General features: G+C 69.8%; 8 protein-coding genes. 1 reads left to right on the top strand and 7 read right to left on the bottom strand.

Annotated features, from left to right (window positions below; all coding sequences use genetic code 11):
- Positions 1–13 precede the first annotated feature (13 nt).
- The 7 genes from ABZ345_RS18430 to ABZ345_RS18400 all read right to left on the bottom strand — a co-directional run bounded on the left by ABZ345_RS18430 (position 14) and on the right by ABZ345_RS18400 (position 25,236).
- The gene (locus ABZ345_RS18430) at positions 14–1,204 is read right to left on the bottom strand and encodes a beta-ketoacyl synthase N-terminal-like domain-containing protein (protein WP_359849601.1); all 1,191 of its coding nucleotides are present in this window, start codon (positions 1,202–1,204) and stop codon (positions 14–16) included.
- On the bottom strand, positions 1,201–1,440 hold the full coding sequence (locus tag ABZ345_RS18425; RefSeq protein ID WP_359849598.1) for a phosphopantetheine-binding protein: 240 nt from the start codon (positions 1,438–1,440) through the stop codon (positions 1,201–1,203). The genes ABZ345_RS18430 and ABZ345_RS18425 overlap by 4 nt, the downstream gene beginning before the upstream one ends.
- Positions 1,437–7,943: a beta-ketoacyl synthase N-terminal-like domain-containing protein gene (locus tag ABZ345_RS18420; protein WP_359849595.1), complete on the bottom strand. Its 6,507-nt coding sequence runs from the start codon at positions 7,941–7,943 to the stop codon at positions 1,437–1,439. Before ABZ345_RS18420 ends, ABZ345_RS18425 begins: the two co-directional genes overlap by 4 nt.
- Positions 7,940–21,103, bottom strand: a complete 13,164-nt coding sequence (locus tag ABZ345_RS18415; RefSeq protein WP_359849593.1) for an amino acid adenylation domain-containing protein — start codon at positions 21,101–21,103, stop codon at positions 7,940–7,942. The genes ABZ345_RS18420 and ABZ345_RS18415 overlap by 4 nt, the downstream gene beginning before the upstream one ends.
- A gap of 13 nt (positions 21,104–21,116) precedes the next feature.
- The gene (locus ABZ345_RS18410; RefSeq protein WP_359849590.1) at positions 21,117–23,033 is read right to left on the bottom strand and encodes a thiamine pyrophosphate-dependent enzyme; all 1,917 of its coding nucleotides are present in this window, start codon (positions 23,031–23,033) and stop codon (positions 21,117–21,119) included.
- Positions 23,034–23,274: 241 nt separating this feature from the next.
- Positions 23,275–24,216 carry an NAD-dependent epimerase/dehydratase family protein gene (locus ABZ345_RS18405; RefSeq protein WP_359849588.1) on the bottom strand — a complete coding sequence of 314 codons (942 nt, stop codon included), beginning with the start codon at positions 24,214–24,216 and terminating at the stop codon, positions 23,275–23,277.
- Positions 24,217–24,285: 69 nt separating this feature from the next.
- Positions 24,286–25,236 carry a ScbA/BarX family gamma-butyrolactone biosynthesis protein gene (locus ABZ345_RS18400; RefSeq protein WP_359849585.1) on the bottom strand — a complete coding sequence of 317 codons (951 nt, stop codon included), beginning with the start codon at positions 25,234–25,236 and terminating at the stop codon, positions 24,286–24,288.
- Positions 25,237–25,477: 241 nt separating this feature from the next.
- On the opposite strand from ABZ345_RS18400, the gene ABZ345_RS18395 reads away from it, so the two are divergent.
- Positions 25,478–26,134 carry a ScbR family autoregulator-binding transcription factor gene (locus tag ABZ345_RS18395; RefSeq protein ID WP_359849582.1) on the top strand — a complete coding sequence of 219 codons (657 nt, stop codon included), beginning with the start codon at positions 25,478–25,480 and terminating at the stop codon, positions 26,132–26,134.
- Positions 26,135–26,141 lie beyond the last annotated feature (7 nt).

The raw sequence follows: 26,141 nt of genomic DNA, 5'->3' as shown, positions 1-26,141 counted from the left end.
CGTGCTCCCGATCTCAGGCGGCCCGGACGAGGACCGAAGCGTTGATTCCCCCGAAGGCGAAGCTGTTGGACAGGGCGGTGCGGATGGGGTGCGGCTCGGCGGTGCGACCGGCGAGGCGGATGCCGTCGATCGGCGTGCCGAGGGTGACGTTGGGGTGGACGGTGTTCGCGCCGAGCTGGACGACGGTGGCCACCAGCTCGACGAGCCCCGCGGCCGAAAGGCAGTGACCCACCAGCGGTTTCGTCGAGTTGACCAGGGGTCTGGAGTCGGATGTGCCGCTCGCCGGCCGCGTGCCGGGCTCGTCGCCGGAGCCGAACACCCTGCTGATGGACCGAGCTTCGGTCTCGTCGCCCAGCACCGAGCCGGTGCCGTGCGCGTTCACGTAGTCGACCTCTGCCGGGTCGAGCGATCCGAGCGCGGCGCGCATCGCCCTGACCTGGCCCTCGCTGTCCGGCTCGGTGCCACGCCGCGCGTCCAGGCAGTGGCCGTGACCCGCGATCTCGGCCAGCGGCGTCCGCGCGACGCTCTCCCGTTCCAGCAGCACCGCGGCCGCCGCCTGCCCGTAAACGAACCCCGACCGCTCCACGTCGAACGGACGGCACGTCTGACCGGGGCTCACCATCGCGCCGGTGCGACGGAACGCCTCGAACTCGGCCGCCGACAACTCCGCCACCGGCGCCACGACGAGCACCTGGTCGAGCCAGCCCGCGGTGATCATCCGCGCGGCCTGGACGACCGCCAGGGTGCCGCTGGCCGACCCGCCGCCGAGTGCCCAGCCCTCACCCCGGATCCCGGTCAGCTCGCTGACCACCCCGACCACGTCCACGTCGAGGTGGGTCAACGCGTAGGACGCTCGCAACGCACCTGGTTTGTCGCGGTGCCGCAGCACGGTGTCCGCCTGATGCCCGAGCGGCTGCCCGCCCGCGACGATCAGCCCGGCCCGTTCTCCCAGCCCCCGCGCGGCTTTCAGCGCAACGCACGCGGCGGTCTGCGCCGGGAGAGCGGCCCGGTGAGCGACCTGCTTCAGCCGCCGCGCCGTGACCTCGTCGAGGTGGCGCGACGCCCAGTCACCGAGGTCGAACGCCAGCCGCGCGCCGTCCGCGTCCTCGACCGCGCTGCGCCCTTCGAACAGCGCGGTCCGGAAGCCGTCCAGGTCCTCCGCGATCGGGCACAGCACCGCTGCCGAGGTGATCACGACGGTCATGAGTGGGCCTGTAATGCGACGACCAGCGAGCGCAGGTCGTGCACGTCCTTCATCGCGGCGGCGGGGACGGTCACGCCGAGCTCGTCCTGCACGCCGATGACCACGTCCATGCGGTCGATGGAGTTGGCGCCCAGGTCCTTCATGCTGCGGTCGAGCCGGATGCGGCCCTCGTCGAGGTCCGGCAGCACGTCCAGCAGGTGGCGGCGGAGGACGGCGAAGATCTCCTGCTCGGTCATCGGGTCTCCTTCAGCAGGGCGAGCGCCTGGTCGACGGACAGCTTGTTGTCCCGCACGGCGGCCAGCACCGAGTCCACATCGGACGGTGCGGCGGCCGGTGTCCCACCGAGCAGGCCGGCGACGTGGGCGGCGAACGTCGTGACGGTCGGGTGGTCGTAGAGCGCGCCTGCCTTGACGTCGAGGCCGTAGGTGCGGTTGACGAACGCGATCAGCTCGACTCCGAGGATCGAGTCCACGCCCAGTTCGTTGAACGTCCGCGCCACGTCGACCTCGTCCTCGGTGCTGTAGAGCACCTCGGCGAGCTGGGCGCGCAGGGTCGTCGTGATCTCGCCGGTGCGGTCGGAAACAACCGCCACAGGAGCAGGCGCCGGTGCCGGCGATCCACCGGCGAGGCTCGACACGTATCCGGCGAACGAGGCCGGCGTCGGGTGGTCGTACAACGCCGTCGCCTTGACCCCCAGGCCGAAGCGGGCGTTGACGGCACCGACGAACTCGACACCGAGGATCGAGTCCACCCCGAGGTCCTGGAACGACCGCTGCGGGTTCAGCTCACCCGGCCCCAGGTACAGCACGGACGACAACATTTCGGTCAGCGCGGCGTCGACCGGCCCCGTGCTCACCGCGGTGATCGGCGCCGCCGGTCGCACGGGCTTCTCGAGCACCCGGAGCGTGATCTTGCTGCTCCTCGGCATGAACTCCCCCTCAGGACGGTTGATGTACAGATCGCGGGCGTACGGCAGCGCCGCGAGAGGTTCGAAGGACAAGCTGGGGCACACCAACATCCCCGAGGCGGCCAGTACGGCCTGCTCGAACGGCGCCCGCGCGACCGGCACGACAGGTTCCTCGGCCTCGACGGGCAGGCCGAAGTCGCGCAGGTCGCCGCGCTCGACCGGGTCCAGGTCCTCTTCGAGGTGCCGGATCTGCAGGTCGTACCAGCACCGCACGCGCTCGAACGGATAGTGCGGCAACGGGATCCGCCTGCCGTCCGGTGCCCCGCAGAGAGCCACCCGGTCGACCGGTCCTTCCGGAACCCACGCCTCAGGCAGCTGGCCGTTGGCCACCCTCTCCAGTCCAGCAACGAGTTCCGCGAGATCCCGAGCCGGAATCGCGCACCGTTGCGGCAGATCCACCCGGCCGACTGCGAAGGTGTACGCGATGTCCGCGAGATCCGGTGACGTGCTCACCACGTGGTCCCGCAACGCCTTCGCGTACGCGGCCAGTGCGGTGTCGGTCCGCGCGGACAGGAACACGGTCACCGGGCTGTGACCGGTGCGCTTCGGGCGTTCGGGAGCCTCTTCCACGACGATGTGCGCGTTGGCCCCGCCCGCACCGAACGAGCTGATGCCCGCCCGCAACGGCTGGCCGTCCTGGGGCACCCACGGCGCAACCGCTTGCTGCACCGCGAAAGGCCCGAAGTCGATCTCGGGGTTCGGCGGCGTCGCGTGGATCGACGGCACGAGCGTGCGGTGCTTGAGCTGCAGCAACACCTTGTGCAGCGCTACCGCCCCTGCCGCGGACTCCAGGTGCCCGAGGTTCGACTTCACCGAACCGACCGGCACCTTTCCGTCCTTGACGCCGTCGCGGGCGAACGCCGTGGTGAGCCCGCGCATCTCGATCGGGTCGCCGAGCGATGTTCCGGTGCCGTGTGCCTCGATGTAGTCGATGGCCGACGCGTCGAGCCCGCCGTCCCGCAACGCCTTGGTGATCAGGTCGGCCTGCGCGCGCGGGTTCGGCACGGTGTAGCCGTTCGTGCGGCCACCGTGGTTGGCCGACGTGCCGCGGATGACGCCGTGGATGTGGTCACCGTCGGCGATCGCCTGCGCGAGCGGCTTGAGCAGCACGGACCCGACGCCCTCGCCGGGCACGTACCCGTCGCCGCCCGCGCCGAAGCTGCGGCACCGTCCGTCACTGGCCGCGAACCGGCCCTGGCCGAGCATGAAGTACTTGTTGGGGTGGATGAGCACGTTCACACCACCGGCGATCGCGACCTTGCAGCTGCCCGCCCGCAACGACTCGCAGGCCAGGTGGATCGCGGTCAGCGCGGAGGAGCAGGCGGTGTCGACGGCGACACTCGGCCCCTGGAAGTTGAAGAAGTACGACACCCGGTTCGCGATCGACCAGTACGCGCTGTTGGCGAGGATCGGGTTGCCGCGCAGGCGTTCCTCGGCCTCGTGCAGCTGGTACTCGCCGTACATCGCGCCGACGAACACGCCGACATCCCTCTTGTACAAGGGATCCGCCGACGTCACGACCTCATCGGGGCGATAGCCCGCGTCCTCCATCACGGACCAGCAGCTCTCCAGGAACAGCCGGGCCTGCGGGTCGATCGTGCTGGCCTCGCGCGGCGAGATGTTGAACAGCGGCGCGTCGAAGTCCTGCACGCCGTCGAGGAACGAGCCCCACTTGGTGAACGTGCGGTCCACGCGCGTGCGGTCGGGGTCGTACATCGCCTCGGCGTCCCACCGGTCGCGCGGGACCTCCGTGACGCAGTCCTTGCCGTCCAGCAGCATCTGCCAGAACTCGTCAGGCTCCTCGCCCTCGGGGTACCGGCCCGCGACACCGATGATCGCGATGGCCCGAGGGTCGATCTCACCGGCCGGCTGGACCTTCTCGACGACCACTTCCTGAACCACGGGTGCCTCGGCTGTCAGACCTGTCAGCTCCGCACATCGGTCCGGGTGTTCGGCGAGGAAGTAGTCCGTGAGCTCGGCCACCGTCTGGCACTCGAACAGCAGCGTCTTGCTCAGCGGCCCGAAATCGGCCTCCAGCAGCTCGACGATCCTGACCACCAGCAACGAGTCGATGCCCAGGTCGTCGAAGTACCGATCCGCCCGCACCTCGGCGACGGGGAACTTGGTCGCCTCGGCCACGACGGCTGCGAGCCTGGACTCCAGTCCCGCGCGCCCACCGCCCACCGACCGCTCCTGGTCCACCGGCCGCGGCTGTTCGGCAACGGGCTCCGCGAACACCGGAAACGCTTCGGCCATCCGGTCCCGATCCCCGCACAACACCACCGGATCGACCGGCCCGTCCGAGGCGAGCAACTTCTCCAGCACCGCAATTCCATCCACAGTGGACAGGGGCGTCATCCCGAACGTGCCCAGCACGTCCTCGACCTCGCCACCCATCCCGCCATCGGCCCAGTACGGCCACGCGATCGACAACGTGCGGCCGGAGCGCGTGCGCTGCCGAGCGAACTCGTCCGCCGCCGCGTTGGCGAAGGCGTAGTCAGCCTGCCCAGGGCTGCCCAGCACCCCGGACACCGACGAGAACACGACGAAGTGGTCCAGCTGCCACTGCGCGGTCGCCTCGTCGAGCACCAGCGCACCGGTCAGCTTCGGCGCCACGACCTCGGCGACCGTCGCAGGGTCCTTGCGCAGCAGGAACGAGTCCCGCAGCACGCCCGCGCAGTGCAGCACGCCCCGCACCGGCTCGGTCGCGGCGACGAACTCCCGCACCGCACGCAGGTCGGTGCAGTCGACCTGGTGGTACTCGACGGTGCCACCGAGCCCGGCCAGCGCGTCGATCCGGTCCGACGCGGCAGAACGCCCGGTCAGCACGACATGTGCCTGGTAGGTGCTCAGCAGGTGGGCAGCGAGACGCTCGGCGACGGCGCCCATGCCGTTGATCCAGTACCTGCCGCCGCGCACGAACGCCTTGCCCTGCGGCGTGATCTGCAACGGCCGCAGCACTGTCATCCGGCATCCCTCGGCGACATCCCTGCCGAGGTGCCCGGTGTGCTCGACCGCGAGGAGTTCGAAGCGAGGATTCTCCGCCTTGAGGGTGCGTCCCATCGCCGCGATGCCCGGCCCCGCCAGGCTTCCCTGCGCGTACGGCACGACGATCCGCGCTCCAGTGCGAGACAGCTGCTTCAGCAACGGCTTGAGGAACGCGACGGCGGCTGTGGCCTGCTGCTCCGGCGTGCCGTACGGCTGCGGCCACACGATCAACGGCGCGACCTCGGGCAGTTCACGATGAACGGTGCCGAAGACCTCGGCTAGCTCGTCTGCCTGCGAGTCGGTGCCGTCCAGGAGAACGACGGACTCAGCGGCCTGCGGTTGAGTCACGAGTGCCTGCGAGTACAGCTGCACAGCATCGCTCGGCCGCGCCACGCCACCAGCGATCGGACGCAACGCCAGGTCGGTCAGCCGCAACACCACCGCGCCATCGGCATCGGTGGCCGTCAGCGTGAACTTCCGGATCCGCTTGCCCCCACCCGCGAGCGCCACCGGCCGCACCTGCACCCGGATCCGCGACGGCAGCTCCCCGAACACCTCGACCCGGCCAACCGCGAACGGGATGAACGTCTCCCCGCCGAAGTCCTCCCCGGACAGGCACCCGATGACGGTCTGCAACACCCCGTCCAGCACATACGGCGAGACCCGGTGCCCAGGCCCGAGCGCCCCCGAGATCTGAGCCACCGCACCTTCAAGTCCGCGAGTCAGCTCCTCGATCACTTGGAACGACGGTCCGTACTCGACCCCGTTCTCCGCGAACAGCCGGTACAACGAAGCCGGCGACACGCCCTCCGCGACCCGAGGCGCGTCCTCCACCGGAACATCCCCGGCAGCCGCCACCGTGGCCTCGAAGTGCAGGACATCGGACGAGATCCGCACCCGTCCGCCATCGACCACAACGGAAAGCTGCGTCCGTTCGGTCACCCGAACCGGCTGGTGGAACGTCACATCGGTCAGCGCTGTCACGGCAGAACCAGCCGCCTGCAACGCCAGGTCGATCTGCGCGGCAGCGGGCAGCACTGGATCCCCGGCGACCACGTGGTCAGCCACGACCAGGTCACCAGGAAGAAACTCCACAGTGGACTGACCGGACCGCGGCCACCGTCGCCGAGCGAACGGATATCCAGGCAACCGCACCCGACGACCAGACACCACTGGAAGCTCACAGGCGCCAGAAACCCAGGCCCGCGCGGTGACGTCGAGATCGTCGGAAGCAGGCGCCACAGTCCGCGTCTCGCCGCGCCGCACGGGCGCGACAGTCCCGCGAACAACGTCACCCGAGCGCAAAGCCGCAACCAGCCCAGGAACATCCGAAGCCACCACGGCAAGCCGAGAACGCTCGTGCACCCTCCCAACAGCCAACGTCGCAGCGACATCCGCCAACGCGACATCCGAGCCTTCCAACGCGGACGCCACCCGAGCGGCCAGCGACTCCAACGCGTCGTCCGTACGAGCCGACAACGCCACGATCTGAGGCCCTCTACCAGCGGAAACCTCAAGATCAGGCGCCTGCTCCAGCACGACGTGAGCGTTGGTGCCACCGATCCCGAACGAGCTCACAGCAGCCCGCCGCGGCCCGTCCGCGACAGGCCACGACTCACTGCCGACACCAACGCTCAAGCCAGCCGAGGACAACCGCGAGTTCGGCGACTCGAACCCCTGCTGCGCGGGCACGAACCCGTGCTCCAACAGCAGAACGGCCTTGATCAGCCCGGCAACCCCAGCAGCGGTGTTGGTGTGCCCGACGACGTTCTTCACCGACCCCACGTGCCCGCGCGGGTAGACACGACCCAGCGCGGCGTACTCGATCGGATCCCCGAGATGCGTGCCGGTGCCGTGCGCCTCGACGTACCCGACCGAGGCCGGGTCGATCCCGCCCAGCACCAGGGCCTCGCGGATCACCGCTTCCTGACCTTCCGGCGACGGCGCGTGGTAGTCCATCTTGCGTCCGCCGTCGTTGTTGACGGCACTGCCGCGGATCACCGCGCGAATCGGGTCGCCGTCAGCGAGTGCATCAGCGAGCCGGCGCAGCACGACCACACCGACACCGTTGCCGAACACAGTCCCGTCGGCGGCGTCGTCGAACGGGCGGCACGACCCGGAAGGCGAGAGGATCATGTCGCGCGACGCCACGTAGCCGGCCTGAGGGAAGTGCAGCGACGCACCGCCGACGACAGCAGCGTCGCACTCCTCGTTCAGCAACGACTCGGTCGCGAGGTGCACGCCGACGAGCGAACTGGAGCACGCCGTCTGCACGGTCATGCTCGGCCCGGTCAGTCCGAGCTGGTAGGAGATCCGCGTGGCCGCGAAGTCCTTGTCCGAGGAGGAGAACCGGATCATCCCCGCCGCGTCGAGGTCGGTGATCTCCAACGGTGGCGTGGTCGGCTGACCGACCGACATCCACACGCCGGTGCGCAACGAACTCCCGCGCGGCGCGATCCCCGCGTCCTCCAAGGCGTGCCACGAGGTCTCCAGCAGCAGGCGTTGCTGCGGCTCCAGCCATTCCGCGTGCTGCGGGCTGTAGCCGAACACCTCGGCGTCGAACGCGTCGGCGTCGGCCAGAACGCTGCCGACGGGCACGAAACCGGGACGCTGCAACGTTTCCGGCCGGTGTCCGAGCGCGATCAGTTCGTCGTCGGAGTAGCGCCGGACGCCGGTACCGCCCTGAGACAGCATCTCCCAGAGCGCGTCGGCGGAGTCCGCCGGTCCGAACCGGCAGGCCAGGCCGACGACGGCCACGGCGTTCAGGTCATGGTCGGTGCTCATCCTGCGTCTCCGAGTCGAAGGGCGCGGCGCAGTTCGCGACGCGAGCGGGGAGCCGGCGGGGTCGAAGTCACGGGTGGCGTTCCCCCTGTGCGCTGGTTGATCAGCTCGGCCTGGTCGTTGATCGTCGGCCGGGCGAAGAGGTCGGCGACCTCCAGCGAGGCGGCCGGGAACAGCGGGGCCAGCCGCGCGAACAACCGGCCCAGCAGCAACGAGTTGCCGCCCAGGTCGAAGAACTTCCTGTCCCGCGGCGGTTCCTCGCCACCGAGCACCGACGCCCACGCCTTGGCCACCGTGGCCGCGACGTCGACGCTGCCACCGACACCGTCCGCACTCGGCGCTTCCCGTGGTGGTGGCGCACCGGTCACGAGCGCGGCGACCGCCTTGCGGTCCACCTTGCCGTTCGGGGTGAGCGGGAAGCCCTCGACCACGAGCACGCGGTCCGGCAGCATCCACGAGGGCAACCGCTGCTCTCCCAGTCTCCGCAACGCTTCCAGGTCCACGGCGGCGCCCGGACGAGGCACGACCACGGCGACGAGCCGGGCATCGGCTCCCTCGCCGGTCAGCACCACGATCGTGCGGATCACCAGGGGATGCGCGTCCAGCACGGTCTCGATCTCGCCCAGCTCGACCCGGTGACCGCGCACCTTGACCTGGTTGTCGGCCCGGCCGACGAACACCAGCCGGCCCTCGTCGTCGCGCCGCACCAGGTCACCCGTGCGGAAGTACCGGCCGCCGGTCTCGGGAGACGCCGGGTGCGGGCAGAACCGTTGCGCGGTCAGGTCCGGCTGCCGCCAGTAGCCGACGGCGACCGCGGGGCCGCCGATCCACAGCTCACCGTCCGGCGTCACCACGAGGTCCGTGGCACCGATCGGCTCGCCGAGGTGCACCGGGCCGTCGATCTCCGCGATGGTCGACCAGATCGTCGCCTCGGTCGGGCCGTAGACGTTCCAGAGCTTCTTCGTGCGGGACGTCAGCGCCGCGGCCAGGTTCTCCGGCAACGCCTCGCCACCGCACAACGCGACCAGGCCGGGCCTGCCCTGCCACGCGCCGTCGAGCAGCAGCTGCCACCCGGCCGGCGTCGCCTGCAGGACGCTGATGTCCTTGTCCGCCAGCATCGTGGCGAACTTGCGCGCGTCGATCACGGTCTCGCGGTTCGCGATCACCGCGGTGCCGCCGCTGATCAGCGGCAGGAAGATCTCCAGCACCGAGATGTCGAAGCACACGGTCGTCACCGCGAGCAGCCGATCACTGGCCGTCCAGCCGATCGTCGAAGCGATCGCGTCGAGCGTGTGCACCACGTTGCCGTGGGTCACGCCAACGCCCTTGGGACGCCCGGTGCTGCCCGAGGTGAACATCAGGTACGCCAGGTCACCGGGTGCGGGCAGCACCGAGACCTGTTTCGCCGCCGCGTGTTCCAGCTCCTCCACCGACACCAGGTACAGGTTGTCGGGCAGCAGTCCGGGGTAGGTGTCGGCCACCACGGCGACCCGGCAGCCCGCCGCCGCCAGCACCATCTCCAGGCGCTCCGGCGGGTAGGCCGCGTCCAGTGGGACGTACGGCGTTCCGGCCGCGAGCACGCCCAGCAGCACCGCGGGCAGCCGTGCGTCGCGGTCCAGCAGCACAGCGACCGGCTCGCCCGGCTCGGCAACCGCAGCCACCTCGGTGGCCACCTTGCGGGACAACGCGTCCAGCTCGGCGTAAGTCAGTTTGCGAGTGGCGTCCTCGACCGCGATCGCGTCCGGCGTCGCGGCAACAACCTCGCGGAATCGGCCGACCAGCGTGCCGGCATCGGTCCGCATCAGGTCGCCGACCTTGTCCGCGCCCCGGTTCAGCTCGACCACCATGCGCCGCAGGTCGTCGACGAACCTGTCGACCTCGTCGCCGGACAACGCGGCCGTGCGGTGGTTCGCCAGGATCTCGACGCCGTCACCGGTGTCGGTGACCTCCAGCCCGAGGTCGAAGTGCCCCTGCTGCCCGCGCTGGTGCACCAGAGTGCTGAGCAGCCCGGCCTCGCGCTCGCCGCGCTGCCAGTTCTGGAACGCGAGCGTCACCTTCGGTGCCTGGGCGCAGTGGCCGACGATCTTCGGATAGGGCAGCTCGGCGTTGGCGAGCGCCTCCCGCACCTCGTCGTGCAGCCCGGCGAGCCACTCCCGCACCGGCAGATCCCGCTCGACCCGCACCCGCAACGGCACGGAGTTCACGAAACACCCGATCGTCGTGTCGAACTCGGCCCGTGACCGCCCGTACGTCGGTACCGCCACGAGGAACTCGTCGTGCCCGGTCGTCCGCGCCACCGCCAGCGAGAACGCGGCCAGCAGCGTCACGAACGGCGTCGCGTCCTCAATGGACAGATCCAGCGGTAGCCGGTACTCGCGGTGCGACCCGTTCACGTCGGCTGGATCACCACCGAACAACGGCGCGGACGGCGTCTCGGCCAGCCTGTCGCGCCAGAACGACTCGCTCGTGACCAGCCGCTCGGGTGCGACCGCGTGCTCTTCCTGCAACGCCACCGAGAACGGCACCGGCTCGGGCAGAGCCCTGCCCTCGTACAGCGCCTCCAGCTCGTCCCGGATGAGCTCGGCGGACTTGCCGTCGACGACCAGGTGGTGCGTGACGACCTGGAGCACCGGCGGTTCCCCGTCCGGCAGCCACAGGATGGCCCTCAACGGCGGCTCGTCGCCCAGCCGGAACCGTCGCTCGGCCTCGGCCCGCAGCAACGGCCCGACCGGCTCGCCGACGTGCCGCGCCTGCAGCGTGGGCGGCTTCGGAGCGGGCGTGAAGTCGAGCTCGCCCCCGTTCGGCGTGACCGTGCTCGCGAGCACGGCGTGCCGGCGCACCAGCATGTCCACCGCACGTCCGAGCGCGGCCCTGTCCACATCGGACCGCAGTTGCCACGCCATCGAGATCGAGTACGGTGCCGCGGGTGCGGCCGTCTGGTCGGCGAACCAGATGCCCATCAACCGCTCGGTCAGCCCGGACGCAGGGCTCTGGTACGGCTCGGGTTCGGCCGGCGTCGTGATGCCGCCGAGCTGGTCCGCGTGCTCGGCCCGCAGCCGGTCCGCGAGCACGCCCAGGGTCGGGCTGTCCATGAGCGTCGTCATCGGCAGTCGCCCGATGTCCGACTCCAGCGCCCGGTTGAGCCGCATCAGCACCACGGAGTCGACCCCGTACGCCAGCAGCTCGCGGTCCGGGTCCAGCAGGTCGATGCTGACCCCGATCGCCCGGCTCAGCTTCTCGCGCAACCACTGCACCAGCCCGTGGTCGCGGTCCTCGCTGGGCGCGGGAAGGGGCTCGACCTTGAGCGCCGACTCCCACACGTCCCGGTCGCCGTGCACCAGCGCGAGGTGCGTGCACCGGTTGTCGGCTCCCAGCAGACGCCACAGCTCGTCGGTCGCCCTGGCCATCGGCATCGGCGTGAGGCCGAGCGTCTCTTCCAGGTACCGCAACGATTCCGGGCTCGGGCTCATGCCGTGACCCGACAGGATCGGCCAGCCGACCGACAGCGTCCGGCCTTCCCGCAGCCCGCGCGACACCCACCCGGCGCGCACCGCGGCGAACCCGTCCAGGAACCCGTTGGCGAACGCGTAGTCCGACTGGCCCTGGTTGCCCGCCAGCGCGGCCAGTGACGACGCGAATGCGAAGAAGTCCAGCCTGTGATGCGCGAAAGCAGTGTCCACATTGGTCGCACCGAGGATCTTCGCGTCACAGACCTCGCGCACGGCCTCGTCGGTCTTGGTGCGCAGGAACCCGTCCCTGAGCACGCCGGCGAGGTAGATGATGCCCCGGACGTCCGGCAGTTCCTCGGCGAGCTTGCTGACCTGCTCCAGATCGGTCACGTCGCACTGCCGGTACAACGGCCGCAGGTCGCCCAGCGTCACCGTGCCCGGTGCCGACCGCCCGACCAGCACCGGACGCGCTCCGGCGGCGAGGATGCTCTTCGCGATCTCCCTGCCGAACCCGCCAAGTCCGCCGACCAGCAGGTAGCTGCCGTCCTTGCGCAGCTCCAGCTTGCCGCGCGGCTCCGGTTGCGCCACCAGGGTCGCTACCTCACGCCTGCGGTGGCCGAGCCGAACCCAGGACGCCGGGGTGAAGTCCTCGTCGCCGATCACCGCACCGGCCACGTGGCTGGGCTCGACGAGCCAGCCGCGGTCGATGGTGACCAGCCGGATGCCGAATCGCGCGGTCTCGCCGGCGACCGTGCGCACCAGGCCGTGCACCGCGTGCAGCAACGGCGAGGGCTCGGTGTCCGCAGCCGTCAGCACGTGGACTCGCGCACCGTCGATCTCGCGGTCGCGGACGAGGTCGCGCAGCAGGCCGAAGACCATCTCGATCGGCAGGTCCCGGCAGGCGGTCGAGTTCTCCGGCGTGGCACCGAAACCGTCGCCCAGCCAGGTCAGGTCGACCAGGATCTCCTTGGCGCCGGCCGTGGTGCCCCGCGGCGTGTGCTGCGCGACAGGGCCGTCGCCCAGGACCGCGACCGGGCCGCTCGGAGTGGTGCGGGAAGGCACCGGCACCCATTCGAGGCGGTAGGCCGTGACGGGGTCGTCGATCACCGGAAGAGGCTTGATCTCCTCGATCCTGGCGGGCTCGATGCCGTCGTTCGCGGGCTTCGTTCCACTGTGGACCGTGAACCCGATCACCTCGGCCTGAACGGCCCCGTCGGTGCCGACGACCGTGATGTCGAACGTCGACGTGTCCTCCTGCCGAACGTGCAGGAATCCCTCCCCCGACACCGGCTGATGCACGATCAACCGGTCGATCGCGATCGGCCGATACCGCCGGGTGATGTCTTCGGTGAGCAGTCGATACGCGGCCGACTGGCAGGCGGCGTCGAGCACCGCCGGGTGGAAGACCTGCCGCCCGTCCGGATCCTCGCCCTCGGGCAACGCGAACCGGGCCACCAGTTCGGTCCCGTCCATCCGAGCTTCGAGCACCGTGCGGAACAGCCGTCCGTACCCGAACCCGGCCTGGGCGAACGTCCCGTAGAACGACTCCGCCGACGTGCCCCCGGACAGCCGGCGTGCTAGCTCCCGGACGTCATAAGGCTGCGGCACAACGGTGTTGCGCTCGACGATCGACCCCTCGGCGATCACCCGGCCATCCGAGCCGACTTCGAAAGCCTTCTCCTCCACGGTCACTCGCAGGTTCAACGGGCTGCCGGCGGCTGGCGCGGGCCAGGTCAGAGCGTCCAGCGCCACCTCGTACGGCGACCGCCCGGCCGCGAGCAACGTCTCGTACACCAACTCGGGGTGCACCGCTCCGGGCAGCAGCGGTTCGCCGTCGACGACGTGGTCCGCCAGCAGCCGCGACTTCGACGTGAGCGTCAGCGAAGCGGTCCGCGTCTGAGGCGCCGACACGGCTCCGACCAACGGCAACCCGCTCACTGCGGGCGCAACTCGTTCGACACGGGCGAAAGGCGTGGTGGGCAGCGGAATCCGGCGTGCGGGCCGTGGCTGCACGATCTCACCGGTCAGGTCGACGGACGGATGGGGCGAGCCGTTCGCCAGCGCGTTCAGCGCCCCCGCCAGTTCGGAGCGGTCGCGGGCCGTGATCGTCGCGCGATGCGGCCAGGGCTCGCGGCCGACGTGCAGTGTGTGCGCCATGTCCGCCGGAGCGACCTCGAGGGCGATGTCCGCGAGACGGCGCGCCGTCTCGGCAAGCCTCATGGCGTCAGGTGCCGTGATTGTCACCTTCACGATCTCGTCCGACGAAGGCGACACAGCCTGCGGGTACTCCTCCAGCACCACGTGCGCGTTGGCCCCGCCCGCGCCGAACGAGCTCACGGTGGCGCGGCGCAGTCCCTCTGCGGCCCACCGCTCGAGGTTGTGCTGGACCCGCAACGGGGTCCCCTCCAGTTCGAGCCTCGGGTTGGGAGGCTCGGCGTGCAGGGAGGGAACCAGTTCCCGGTGCTGCAACTGGAGAATCGCCTTGGTGAGCCCGGCGATCCCGGCCGCCGCCTCACCGTGGCCGATGTTGGACTTCACCGACCCGACGCGCACCTCGCGGGCGTCGCCGAGCGCGATCGCCAGCGCGCGCATCTCGATCGGGTCGCCCAGAGCCGTGCCGGTGCCGTGCGCCTCGACGTAGCCGATCTCGGCCGCCGCCACCCCGGCGCTCGCCAGCGTCGCGCTGATGAGTTCGGCCTGCGCCAACGGGTTCGGCACGGTGTAGCCGGCGGTGCCGCCGCCGTGGTTGACGCCGGTACCGCGGATCACCGCGAGAACCGTGTCACCGTCGGCCTCGGCGTCGTCGAGCCGCTTCAGCACGACCGCGCCGACACCCTCGCCGGGCACGAACCCGTCCCCGCCCGCGCCGAACGCCTTGGTGCGGTCGCCGCGCGACGGCATGCCCAGCGCGCACAGCCCAGCGAACCGGTCGGGGTGCAGGTACAGGTTCACGCCACCGACCAGCGCCATCTCCGCGTCGCCGTCCCGCAACGCCTTGCAGGCCAGGTGCAGCGCGGTCAGCGACGATGAGCACATCGTGTCGACGGTCATGCTCGGCCCGCTGAGGTCGAACGCGTGCGACACCCGGTTCGCGGCCGACGCCAGCGCCGTCACCGCGTACTCGGCGTTGTCCGCGCCGTTCAGGCGGGCATCACGTCCTGCGATCACGTGAGAGTTGGCCGTGACACCGGCGAACACCCCCACCCGCCGCGACGTCAGGCCGCGCCGCGAGTAGCCGGCGGTCTCGAACGCCTCCCACGCGACTTCCAGGAACAGCCGCTCCTGCGGGTCCATGACGGCCGCGTCGCGCGGCGGGATCTTGAACAGCGCCGCGTCGAAACCGTCCCAGTCGTCCAGGAAGCAGCCCCAGCGCGCATAGCCACCGGTGACCGTGCGGGCGACGCGCCAGTCCCAGCGGTCCGCGGGCACCTCGCGCACCGTGGAGACGCCGTCGCGCAACAACTTCCAGAACTCGTCGAGATTCGCGGCACCGGGGTAACGCCCGGCCACACCGACGATCGCGATCGGCGCCTCGGAACGTTCGACGACAATCGGAGCCTCGTCCGCCGCCACACCGGTGGTCGCCGGAACGTCAGCCACTTCAACCCGGTCAGCGAGGTGCCTGGCCAGCAGATCCAGCGTCCGGTGCTCGAACAGCGCCACCGACGAGATCTCCACGAACGTCGACGACACCTCGGCGACGAGTTCGTTGTTCAGCAACGAGTCGATGCCCAGCTCCTGCCACGACGCATCACCCGGCACCTCGGCACCCGGATTGCCGATCAGCTTCCGCACGATGTCGCGCAGGCCCTCCGCGATGCCCAGGTCGTTCGCCTTCGGCACAGACACCACTTCCTCGCCAGGAGCCACACACGTCAGCACCGCGGTCGCGCCCGGATCACCGGTGTGCGTGGCCGACTCCAGTCGCCAGTCGACCTCGGACAGCAACCGATCCCACCGAGCAACATCGAGCAACGGCCCGTGCGGCATCCGGCTCTCCGGATCCACGTAGCGCCACCACCCGTCGGTGACACCGAAGATCACCGTGTAGACCGTGGCCGGCACGACCATCTCGCCGAGCACCATCCGGCCGCCCGGCACCAGCACCTTCGCCACGTTCGCGACGGTCGTGGCGATGTCCCGGGTGGCGTGCACGACGTTGCTGCCGACGACGATGTCGAACGACCCGGGCTCGAACCCTTGTGCAGCAGGGTCCTGCTCGACGTTGAACAGCGCGGTCGTGACCGCGTCGCCGAACCGCCGCGTCCCGTGGTGCAGGAACGCCCGTGACAGATCCGTGTACGTGTAGTCGACCTCGACGTCCAACGCGTCCAACACGAACTGCGTCGTCCCGCCGACCCCGGCACCGATCTCCAGGATGCGTGGACGTCTGGTGGCCGAGATCCGCGTGGCCTCCGCGGCCACCGCCTCGGCGACCGACGCGTTGACCGGGTCGAACAGCTGGTTGCCGCTGTAGATCGCCGACACCCCGGACAGATCGCCGCCGGGGAAGAGCACATCGGCGGCGCCGACGTCCCCACGCAGAATCGGCCCGTAGGAGGCCAGCACGCGATCCAGCAGTTCGACGTGCCCCTCGAGGTCCGGGTGGTCCGCGAGCAACGCGGCCCGGTCAGCCGATCCGTTCGGGCCGGACGCGAGCACGTCCAGCACCGCGGCCAGCAGCCTGCGATGCGCGGGCACCACGCCGAGCAGCCCAGCGGCGGAGGCGAAGTCCATCGAGAAGTCGGTCAGGCTGAGCTCACGCATCCGAGCAGCCAGCGCACCACGCGCATACTCGTCGAGCCGCTTCGCAGCGCTTGTGTTGGGAGAAGCATGTGGCTGCAACGCATCTGGCTTGCCCGCCAGCACGACAGCGTGCCCGTGGCCGTTCGAGATGGCGGCCTCCAGCGCCGCGATCCCGTCGGCCGGCCGGAAGTCGGCGAGCCCGGGATAGCTGCGCAACACGTGCGACGAGTACTTGCGAGCCAGGCCCGTGTCCCGCCACAGCCCCCAGTCCAGCACGTGCACCGGCCCGCCGACGGCCGCGGCGTAGTGCCCCAGGAAGCTGTTGGCAGCGGCGTAGTTCAGCCCGCCCTCGCTGCCGAACAGCCCGGCCACCGACGACGACAGGACCAGCAGCTTGTCCTTCAGCTGCCGTCGAAGTTCGATGGCAGCGGAAACCTTGGTGGCGAGCACAGCGTCCACACCGGACGGAGTGAGGTCGGCGAGCAGCGAAGCACTCACCGAGCCGACCGTGTGCACGACACCGTCAGGCTCGCCGAGCGTCTTCCGGCAGAAGGCCAGCACGTCCGCGATCTCGTCCGGCCGCGTCAGGTCAGCCTGCCGGTACACCGCGCCCGGCACCAGCTCCGGCGCGGTGGCCGACCGCCCCACCAGCAACACCCGCGCGCTGTAAACCTTGGCCAGGTGCCGCGCGATCTCCGTCCCGATCCCGCCCGCACCACCGAACAGCACGTACACGCCACCCGACCTGAACGCCTGCGCGGCCTTCACCGGCTCGTCCGCGAACACCTGCCGGAACCTCTGCCCGCGCAACGCGATGAGCGGTGCCCCCACCCCACACGGCTCGGTGTCGACACCGGTGTAGTCAGTGCCCTCAACATCGACCGCGCACACGGTGACGCCAGGCAGTTCCAGCGGCAGGCTGCGCACCGCACCCACCAACGCCCCTTGCAACGCGGCACCTGGCGTCGGCTCGTAAAGCCCTGACGTGACAAGCCGAACCGTCGCCCGCGACTCGCGCAACGCCCGCCCGATCGCCACCACGGCGTTCAGCCACGCCCGCAGCCGGGGCACGTCGTCCTCGGTCCACCCAGCGCCGCCCACCCGCAGATGCACGTCCTGTGCCGCGGCCACCACCACGGCCAGCCGCGGGTCCTCAACATGCACATCGCCAGAAGTCACGTCGTCGTGCACCACAACCTTGGCCCCGCTTGCATTTACTGGCGTCACGGCCTCGGCGACCCACCGCGGCACCAGCATCCGCACGTCCGACGCCGCCATCAGCCGCAACCCGCGCACCCGCAGAACCCCGGGCACGTCGATGTCCACCACCCCGTCGCCGACCCGGCACACCCGCACCCGCGCACCAGCGGGGATCTCGCCGGTCCAGCTCAGCTCGTCGATCCCGGCGGCGACCAGCGTCGACGACGTGTCCAGCACCGCGTGCGACGCCTGCAGCACCGCGTCCAGCCAGGCAATCCGTCGGGTGCGCGCATCGCCGTCCGGAGCGCCCACCACACCCGTGGCCTCGGAACCGGCCCGCTTTAGGTCACCGACCACGCGGTAGACGTTCCCGACCTCGATCCCACGAGCAGCCAGAAGTCCGTACAGATCAACCGACTCGCCACCAGAGCCGAGCTCAACAGCCTCAAGGGGCGCGAACTCGGCACGTTCCGCACGGGCACACGGCTCGCCACTGGCGAGCACGACACCATCCTGGACCGTCAACGAGTCCATTTCGGACACCGGAACCGGCCGCTGGAACCGAACCCGGCGCAACGTCACCGGCCCTTCGCCCAGGCGCGGGTAGATCAGTGCCGCACCGGGCACGGTGGCCTGGCCGCCGACAACGTGCTCGGCCAACGCCTCGGATCGCACCGCACCAGGAGCCGCAGCGTGACCAGCCTGCGACTCGCCCCGCGCCGTACCAGGACCCATTGCGTGACCGGCCAGCGGATCGGAACGCACCGCACCAGGAACGGTTGCGCGATCGCCCAGCGACTCGACCCCCACACCAGGAACCGCCGCGTCACCAATCAGCGACCCGACGCCCGCCACACCAGGAACCCCCGCGTGATCGGCCAACGATCCGACTCCCGCCACGCCGGGAACCACTGCGTGACCCGCCAACGGTTCGGATCGCACCGCGCCAGGAACCGTTGCGTGATCAGCCACCGACCCATCCCTTGCCACGCCAGGAACCGCCACCTGACCCGCGAGCGACCCGACACTCGCCACACCAGCAACCGCCGCGCCACCAGCCAACGACCCGACCCCCGACACACCAGGAACCGCCGCCTGACCCGCCACCGGCCCAACCCCCGCCACGCCGGAATCAGCCTCACCCTTGGCCAGCCAGTGCGAGCTCCGCGAGAACCGCTGCGGCTCCAGCGCCGCCCGCCCGACGAGCCCGCGCGGCGCCTCCTCCACGATCACGTGCCCGTTCGAGCCGCCGAACCCGAACGCGCTGACCGCCGCCACCCGCGCAGCACCCTCAGCCGCCCACGCCACCGGCGCGGAAGCCACCGCGATCGGCGTCCCGTCCGTCGAGATGTCGCTGTTGAGCCTCGAAAACCCGACGCTGCGCGGGATGACCCCGTGCTGCAACGACAGGATCACCTTGATCAGGCCGACGATGCCCGCCGCGCCTTCGAGGTGCCCGATGTTCGACTTGACCGAGCCGACCCACAGCTTCCCGTCCGGCCCGCCCCCGGTCGCGCCGTCCAGCGCGCCCGCGATGCCGTCGATCTCGATCGGGTCGCCCAGCGCCGTGCCGGTGCCGTGCGCCTCGACGTACCCCAGCGCGCCGGCGTCGAGGCCGGCCTGGCTCAACGCACGCCGGATCAACCGGGTCTGCGCGGCCGGGTTCGGCGAGGTCAGGCTCGCCGCGCGGCCGCCGTGGTTCACCGCCGCGCCGCGCAGCACGGCCAGCACTCGGTCACCGTCGGCACGGGCCTGGCTCAACGGCTTGAGCAGCACCCAGCCCGCGCCCTCGCCGCGCACGAAGCCGTCCGCCGCGTCGTCGAACACGCGGCTCTGTCCCTGCGGCGAGAGCATGCCCGCCTGGCCGAAGGCCGTGGTGTTGAAGCTGCTGCTCAACAGGTTCGCGGCACCCACCAGCGCCATGCCGCAGTCCCCGGAGCGCAGCGAGGCCATCGCCGTCGCCACCGCCGTCAGCGCCGCCGAGCACGCCGTGTCCACGGTCAGGCTGGGGCCGGTGAAGTCGTAGAAGTGCGAAACCCGGTTCGCCAGGAACGCCGGAAACGTGCCGGTGGTCGCGTACCCGTCGGCCGCGCCCGCCCCGAGCACCCGCTCCCGGTAGTCGTAACCGCACGCGCCGACGAACACGCCGACGTCCTTGCCCTCCACCGAGTTCGGCTCGATCCCGGCGTGCTGCAACGCGTGCAGGCTGAGCTCCAGCAACATCCGCTGCTGGGGGTCCATCGACGCCGCCTGCCGGGGCGTGATCCCGAAGAACTCCGCGTCGAACAGGTCGATCCGGTCCAGCAACGCGGCCTTGAACCCGCTGCCCAGATCGGCGGCACGAGAAGGCGGCACGTCCCCGATCCGGCACTCGCCGCGCTCCAGCAACGACCAGAACTCGTCGAGGTCGGAAGCGCCAGGAACCGTGCAGGCCATGCCGATGACGGCGATCTCGCCGTTCGACTCGACGACAGGCTCAGACCAAGCAACCGCAGGCTCAACAACCACAGGCTCAGCAACGACCACCGGCGCGACCTCCACCGGCGCAACGTCACCCAGGCTCTCCACCAGGTCGCGCAGCCTCGGGTACCGCCACACCGCCGTGACCGGCACCTTCGTCCCGAACGCCTCCCCGATCTCGCGCACCAGCCGCATCGCACCGGCGGAGTCCATGCCCTGCTCACCCAACGGCCGCTCAGGATCAATCGCATGCCCGAACACCGACGAAGCGATCGCAGCGACCCGCTCCATCGCCGTGCCAGAAGAAACCGGAACCTCGACCTGGGCAGGCGCGAAGCTGTCCCGCACCGCAGCCAGGAACCGCGCGGCCTCGTGCCCGTTGAACACCGAGTGGTCGAACGCCAGCACCATCTGCCGCACCCCACCGGCCCGCGCCCCGAGGAACAACGTGGCAACAGCGGGCGGCACCACAACGGGAACCGCGAACGTCGCCGAGTCGTCCCCGAGATGCGACAGGATCAGCGACACCGACCCGTCCGCCTGCGACCGCCCGGCCCGAGCCTCCTCGACCGCCACCCCGAGCCGCTCAGCGAACTCCACCGGCGAAAGCGAAGAAGCGCCGGGCACCACCGCAACCGTCAGCTCATCGTCCTCAGTGGACACCGCCACACCGAGGTTCACCACGTCATGCACCAGAACCCGGTCGTCAGCGACCCGCCGCGACCGCACGGCCGGATGCAGAGCCGCAACCTGAGCCACCCGATGCGCGAACGCCTGGAACGGCGTCCCGAACCCGTCCCCCACAGCCGCGTCGACCAGAGCAGCGTCCAACGGAATCGCCACGGCAGCAGGCACGACCTCGGCACCAGCCCGCCGCATGGCCGCATTCAGAGACTGTTGCCGAGCAGACTGCGCAACAGAAGGATCAACCTGAGCGTCCACAAAGGCCTGAACATCCTCAGGCATCAGCACGGTCCCAGCAGCCGGCACAGACGACAGGTCCTCGTCCGCCACCCCGAGCCGACGCGCGAACAACCGCGTCTTCGGCGGCACCCGGACCTTCGTAGCGGCATCAACAGGCAAGATCACCGCCACGGCAGCACCGATCGGCACCACGTCACCCTCACGAACCAGCCACTCCGCCAGCACGCCGTCGGCGGGAGACTCGATCTCCACCGCCGCCTTGTCGTGCTCCATCTCGTAGACGACCTCGTCACGGGCGACCCGGTCGCCCGGCTTCTTCAGCAGGTGCACGATGCGGACCTCGACGATTCCCTCGCCGAGCTGCGGAACGACCAGCCTCGTCATCGGATTCCTCATCTCAGCTCAGTACCGAGCGAACGGCGGTCACGACGTCGTCCGCGCAGGGCAGGACTGCTCGTTCGAGCTCGGGGTGGAAAGGCACGTGCACGTCGTCGCGCGACACCAGCCGCGGCGGGGCGAGCAACGAGTAGAACTCGTCGTCCGCGCTCACCAGCTCGCTCAGCAGCGAAGCGCCGAAACTCGAGGTCCGGCCGTCCTCCTGGACTACGACGAGCCGCCCGGTGCGGCGCAACGAAGCAGCGACCGTTGCCCGGTCCCACGGCACGAGCCAACGCAGGTCGATCACCTCGACGGAAACCTCGTCGAGCATCGAGGCGGCAGACAGAGCGAGCTCGATCCCGTTGCCCCAGCTGACGATCGTGACGTCCGAACCCGAACGAACGACACGCGCGCCGCAAGCGGGAACCGGCAGCCCTGACGGCTCCTGCTTGCGGCGCATGAGGTGCTTGGGGAGAAGCACCAGGGTCGGGTCCAGCCCGGCCAGGGCCTGCGCGAACGCGACCTCGGCGTCTTCCGGCGTCGACGGGACGACGACCTGGAGTCCGGGCAGATGGGTGAAAAGACTCTCGTTGCTCTGGCTGTGCCAAATCCCGCCGCCCGGCAGATAGGCACCCCACGGCGCGTACAGCACCACAGGGCACTGCCAGTCCGACGCGGTACGCCACCGCAAAGTCGTGAGCTGCGACGAAATCTGGCTCCAAGCCGGCCCGGCGAAGTCGACGAACTGCAGCTCCACCACGGGCCGCATTCCAGCCATTGCCAGCCCCACCGCGACACCGACGATCGTCGCCTCGGCCAGCGGCGAGTTCACCACCTGGTCGGTGCCAAGTCCTTTGGTGAAGCCGAAAACCCCGCCCTTGGGATCCTCGACGTCCTCACCGAACACGATCACGTCATCAGCGAGAGCCGAGCTCAGCGCCCGGTTCACCGCGGCCACGATCGTGCCGCCGACCGGTGGTTGATCGGCAACCGAGACCGGTGATCCGAACAGGTGCTCCCCCACCAGCTTCGGATCCGCGACCGGCTCGAGCGCCACCCGCCGGAACACCTGCTCGACCTCGTCGGCGAACCGTTGCCGCGTAGCGGAAATCCACTCCTCGGTGATGTGCCCGGCCGAGACGAGCCGCTGACCGTACACCGAGATCGGATCGCTCATCCCGGCCAACTCGTCAGCGGGCCGGTACAGCCGATGATCATCGGACGAGCTGTGCGGCTCCAGCCGATCCAGCTCGCACCACAGCACGGAAGGCCCGCCGCCGGAACGCGCCAGCGACACAGCGGCCTGTCCGGCTTCGAGCACCGCGTCCGGGTCCGCACCGTCAACGATGACAAGCCGGTCGGAAGGCACCATGCCGAGGTCACGCGGGGACATGCCTTTGGTGGAGGTGCTGATGCCATAACCGTTGTCAGCAATCAGAAAAACGACGGGCAACGAGTTCTGCAGCGCGAACGCCAGCGCCTCGAAGAACTCACCTTGCCGGGACGAGGCCTCACCCAGGGAACACACGACCACGGCCTGATCACCACGCCGCACCGAAGCCCACGCGACCCCGGCGGCCGGCAGGCACTGCGAGGCGGTGGGACTGGCGATCGACACGACGTTGCCGGGACGGTGGCTGAAGTGCGACGTCATCGACCGGCCCGCGGAATGCGACTCGGCCTTGCCCATGAGGTCGCGCGCGACGTCCTCGACGCTCATCCCGCGCGCCATGACCAGCGCCCGGTCGCGGTAGTGCGGGAACACGAAGTCCTGCGGCTCCAGCACAAGACCGAGCGCGGCCAGTGCCTCGTGCCCGGACGACCCGATGGTGAACCACGCCTCGCCCTGGCGCAGCATCAGCCCCGACCTGCGGTCGCACTCGCGCGACAGCATCATTCGTTCCAAGAGCGCGATCTGGTCGTCGACACAGGTCAAGGCGATCCTCCCCTGGCAAAGAATGTCCCCGGCAGCTGGAAATTCTTCGCAACGGAAGGGCGCTCAACAATCCGCGCGAATAGCTATGTGCGAACGCCGCGAACAGTCGTCGCGGGAATGACTTTCCGGGATTCCCGGTCGTCCCGGCGAGGGATGCCCAGGCCCGGATCTCACTCCCGGGAGGGATGGCGCGACGGGGAGCGCTCACATACGGCGTGAACGCTCCCCGTCAGCAGAACATTTATGTCGGAAGCAATTGCCGGTACCAGTCGGTAGCACCGGTGAACCGCTCCTTGAGCCCAGGCCCTGGTGACACGCCGGCGTGCCGCCAGATCCTGCTGCTCTCGTAGTAGTGATCGAACGCCAGCAGCTCGAACTGGTGATCGGTCAGTTCCGGCAGATGCCGCCGGGTCAGCTCACGATGTTCGCTCGCAGACAGATCTTCTTCCGGCAGCGGCAGCCCCAACTGCGCGCAAGCCGTACCCGCCAGCATCTGCATGCTGACCGGCGTCGGATCACTGACGTGGAACACCGCACCCGGACGTGCCCTCCAGGGCCGGTGTGCCAGTGCTGCCGTGGCCGCCCCGAGATCGTCCACGGAAACCACTGACACCAAAGCGATCCCGCGTTCGATCCAGGCGGGAACGCGGTCGAGCAGACGCAGCAACGTCGGGATGAACCAGACGTCACCGGTGCCGTAGACGAGGTGCGGCCGCAAGACCACCCCACCCGCCTTGCGCACCTCGCGCTCGGCCCTCAACCTGCTGGCACTCGTCGCGGACACCGGTGCGGGCGCGAGCAGCGACTCGCTCGCCCCGCGGTGAACGCCGTGCCCGTACACGGAAGTGGTGCTCAGATAAGCGATCCGGACCACTCCGGCCGCACGAGCCTCGTGGAGCAGGGCTCGAGTGCCTTCGTAGTTGACCGCATCGCACAACGCCGGGTCCCCGCCGATCTGAGCGGCCATGTGCAGGACGGTGGAGACACCGTCGCACACCCCGCGCAGCCCGCTCGGTTCGGTCAGGTCGCCCTCGACCTCGACCACCCCCGCGTCGAGCATCCAGCGCGGCAGCCGCCGTCGTGACAGGACCCGGATCTCGGTCCGGTTAGGACCGTCTTGTTCGGACAGAAGACTGCGGACGACGGCAGACCCGATGAATCCGGTCCCACCGGTCACGAGCACGACGCCCGTCTTCCTCCCAGCCCCAGATGCCTTCTTCTCGCCAAACGCCCCCATAGCCATGGCAAGAGGTCAGCAGACGACCAACATGTCCAGCAGCCCCGTTGCCACGGTACTGCTCTCTTGTTCGAACACGACCCGAACACCGCGGTTGCCCCGGATTGACGGCGCCACCGTGTGTGCCGTGACGATCGTCGGCGCGTCGAGCTCCACGTACTTGTCGAACGTGAAGGAACACCGCACCGGCAACGCGTCCGGCTCGCCGACCGTCAGCAATGCGGCCTGGCGGGCGGCCTCCATCAGCACCATGCCGGGCACGTGGTCGACCGGGTGGTCGAACAGCACGGCGTGGTTCTGGTCGACCCGCAGCTTCCACGTGTTGTCGCCCAGCATCGGCGACAGCACGACGTCACGGGATCGTTCCCGGCCGATCAGGTGCCCCGCGACCGGGACGCCCGGCTCCCCCGCGGAGACGATCTCCTTGTCACGGCCGCCGCGCAGCCGCGAGTAGATGGCCGGCGGCACGACGCTCCAGCGCAGCTCGCCACCGCCGATCCGCTCGCCGTCGCGGTAGCAGCCGATCTCGACCCGCATGCCGTTGACACCGCGCTTGTTGCGCTTGATGTCGTGGCACGTCATGGACAGCAGGATGTTCGCCGGCCGCCCGTCCGTCTCCAGCCCCTCGGGCGTGACCCCGCACGTCTTCTCGAGGGAGACGAACTTCCAGTCGAGCGGCACCTCGAACACCTGGTGGGCGATCAGCAGCACCGCCTGGCGGATGGTCTCCGCCAGCAGCATCGGGTCGTGCCGTGCGGGGGACTGCAGCCGGTAGAAGCTGTGGTCTCGCGGCCACTGCGCGCCGACTTGAAAAGTGGTCTCGTCCGTAACGCGCAAATCGGTCAAAAACACCTCGCTCACCGCCGCGCGGTGGACGAGGTGCCTGGGAATGGTCTGGTCGAAGAGAACCTGCCCGGACTCTCCGACCGCGACCGGGAACTCGGCGACCGCGGGTGTTCGTAACAAAGGCCCATCGGGCGTCGAAGTTCTCGCTTGCTTCAACAACAACACAGACATTTCAGGAACCCTCCAGCCGTTGATCAACAACGCAGGCGGGGGGTCACCGTCCCCCAACTACTTCATAACATACTAACCGCCCGGTTTGTTTTGTGTTGAAGAAGAAACTAGTTGCGCTACGCTGAGGCCACAGACGCGAGCTGGACGGATCGGACGATCCGCCCGGCCGGACAGATCGGAGGGACTCCAAGTGGCGCAACAGGAGCGCGCGGAGCGGACCCGCACCGCCATCCTCGACGCCGCGGCGGAGGTGTTCGACGAAGGCGGGTTCTTCGGCGCGAAGCTGTCCGAGATCCTCCAGCGCGCGGGCGTCACGAAGGGCGCGCTGTACTTCCACTTCCAGTCCAAGGAGGAGATCGCTCAGGCGATCATCGGAGAGCAGTTCGGCGTCTGGGACCCGATCTCGGAGATCGGCACCAAGGGCGTGCAGGCGGTCATCGACCTCACCCAGGCGATGGCACGCAGTCTGCGGCAGGACGTGCGCGTGCGCGCCAGCATCCGTCTCGTCATCGAACAGGGCACCTTCGCCTCGCCGGCGACGGGCGCATACCAGGGCTGGATCAACGTGGTCGAGTCGTGCCTGGTCGACGCGCAGGAAAAGGGCGACCTGAAGACGGACGTCTCCCCCAACGACGTGGCGACCTACGTGATCGGGTCGTTCACCGGCGTGCAGGTCAGCTCGGAAGTGCTGACAGGCCGCGAAGACGTGGTTCAGCGCGTGACGAACATGTGGCGCTTCCTGTTGCCCGGCATCGTTCCGCCGCGGCGCCTGAGCAAGTTCGACCCGGCGGGCTCGCAGCCGGAGGACGCCGGCGAACCGGCGAAAGACCCGGCTCTCGTCGGCTGAGCAAGAA

The organism is Lentzea sp. NPDC005914 (assembly GCF_040629405.1).
Classification (GTDB): Bacteria; Actinomycetota; Actinomycetes; order Mycobacteriales; family Pseudonocardiaceae; genus Lentzea.
Note: the sequence above shows the minus strand (reverse complement) of the source record. Positions and strands in the feature narration are given on the sequence as shown.